We start from the raw sequence: 508 nt of genomic DNA on the forward strand, positions 1-508 counted from the left end.
CGCATGACGCCGATCAGCCCCGTTCGTCGTATTTGCCACCCCAGCGGTACCGGCCGCACCAGCCGCGTTCGCCACGTTGACCACGTCAGCCGTGTTGGCCACTCCCGTCGTGTTCGCCGCGCCCGCCGAGTCCGTCGTGTTCGCCGAGTCCGCGTTAACCGTCTCAGCCGCGCCTGCGGCGTCCGCAGTGTCAGCCGTGCCCGTGGCGTTGGCCCTGTCGGCCGTGTTGGCCGCACCAGCCGCGTTGACCGCGTTGACCGCGTTGACCGCGTCAGCCGTGTTGGCCGCTCCCGTCGTTTTGGCCGCGTCTGCGGCGTCCGTGGGGTTGGCCGTGCCAGCCGCGCCCGTGGTGCTGACCGCGCCTGCCGTGTCGGCCGTGTTGGCCGTGTTGGCCATGTCGGCCGAGTCTGCCGGGTCGGTCTGTTCGCCCAGCATGGCCGGGTCACCCGATCCCGCTGGGGCGTGCGCTGCAGCCGGGTCACAGGATCGGCCCGGGTGACGCGATCCC

The 508-nt window shown here is 72.0% G+C and carries 1 pseudogene; it reads right to left on the bottom strand.

The features are described 5' to 3' along the window. Positions 1-435: pseudogene (locus HCK04_RS40535) on the bottom strand (hypothetical protein); the annotation flags it as partial. Positions 436-508: the final 73 nt, after the last annotated feature.

This window comes from Microbispora sp. CL1-1, assembly GCF_012034195.1.
In the GTDB taxonomy this organism is placed as follows: Bacteria; Actinomycetota; Actinomycetes; order Streptosporangiales; family Streptosporangiaceae; genus Microbispora.